This is a genomic window from Streptomyces sp. 13-12-16 (genome assembly GCF_002114215.1).
In the GTDB taxonomy this organism is placed as follows: Bacteria; Actinomycetota; Actinomycetes; order Streptomycetales; family Streptomycetaceae; genus Streptomyces.
The window spans coordinates 1-828 of the sequence record NZ_NCTE01000604.1 but is presented as its reverse complement, the minus strand read 5'-3'; the positions used below and the strand labels follow the sequence as shown (position 1 = coordinate 828).

Genomic DNA, 828 nt, shown 5'->3' with positions numbered 1-828 from the left:
GTCCCGGCGGTCCCGGTGGACCGAACGGTCCCGGTGGTCCCGGTGGACCGAACGGTCCCGGCGGTTTCGGTGGTCCCGGAGGGCCGAACGGCCCCGGTGGTCCGCAGGCGTTCCAGCCCGGGGCGTCTGCCCCGCCCGGGTTCCCGCAGGAGACCGGCCGCCCCCAGCCGGGCGGGCCGCCCTTCGGCGGCGGCGGTGACGACGACTGGGTGATCTCCCCGCCGACCGGCGGACCCGGTGGCCCCGGTGGTCCCGGGGCCGGCCCCGGTGGTCCGAACGGTCCCGGTGGTCCGAACGGTCCCGGTCAGCGCGGCGGTTACGGCTACCCGCAGCCCGGTGCGACCCAGGCACCGCCCGGGCCCGGCGGCTTCCCGCAGCAGCCCCGTTCCCCGCAGGGCCCGGCGACCTGGACCGCGACCATCGGTCCGGACCGCGAGTACTTCATGGCGATGATGCAGCGCTCCGGCCCCGAGGCCGCGGGTCTGAACCTGCCCGCGTACTCGCCCGAGCAGCAGCGCACGCTCACCGGCAACCAGATCACCATCGGGCGCCGTCGCCACTCCACCGGCGACACCCCCGACATCGATCTGTCGACCCCGCCGGAGGACCCGGGCGTCTCCCACCAGCACGCGGTGCTGGTGCAGCAGCCGGACGGCACGTGGGCGGTCGTCGACCAGAACTCGACGAACGGCACGACGGTCAACGGCTCGGACGAGCCGATCCAGCCGTTCGTCCCGGTCCCGCTCCAGGACGGCGACCAGGTCCACGTGGGCGCCTGGACGACGATCACCATCCGCCGGGGCTGAGCGCGGCCCCGGGGCCCGTCCG

General features: G+C 76.1%; 1 protein-coding gene. It reads left to right on the top strand.

What is annotated here, in order from left to right; all coding sequences use genetic code 11:
- Nucleotides 1-806 (top strand): FHA domain-containing protein (locus B7767_RS24070; protein WP_143652612.1); only part of this gene is annotated, 806 nt, incomplete at its 5' end.
- Nucleotides 807-828 lie beyond the last annotated feature (22 nt).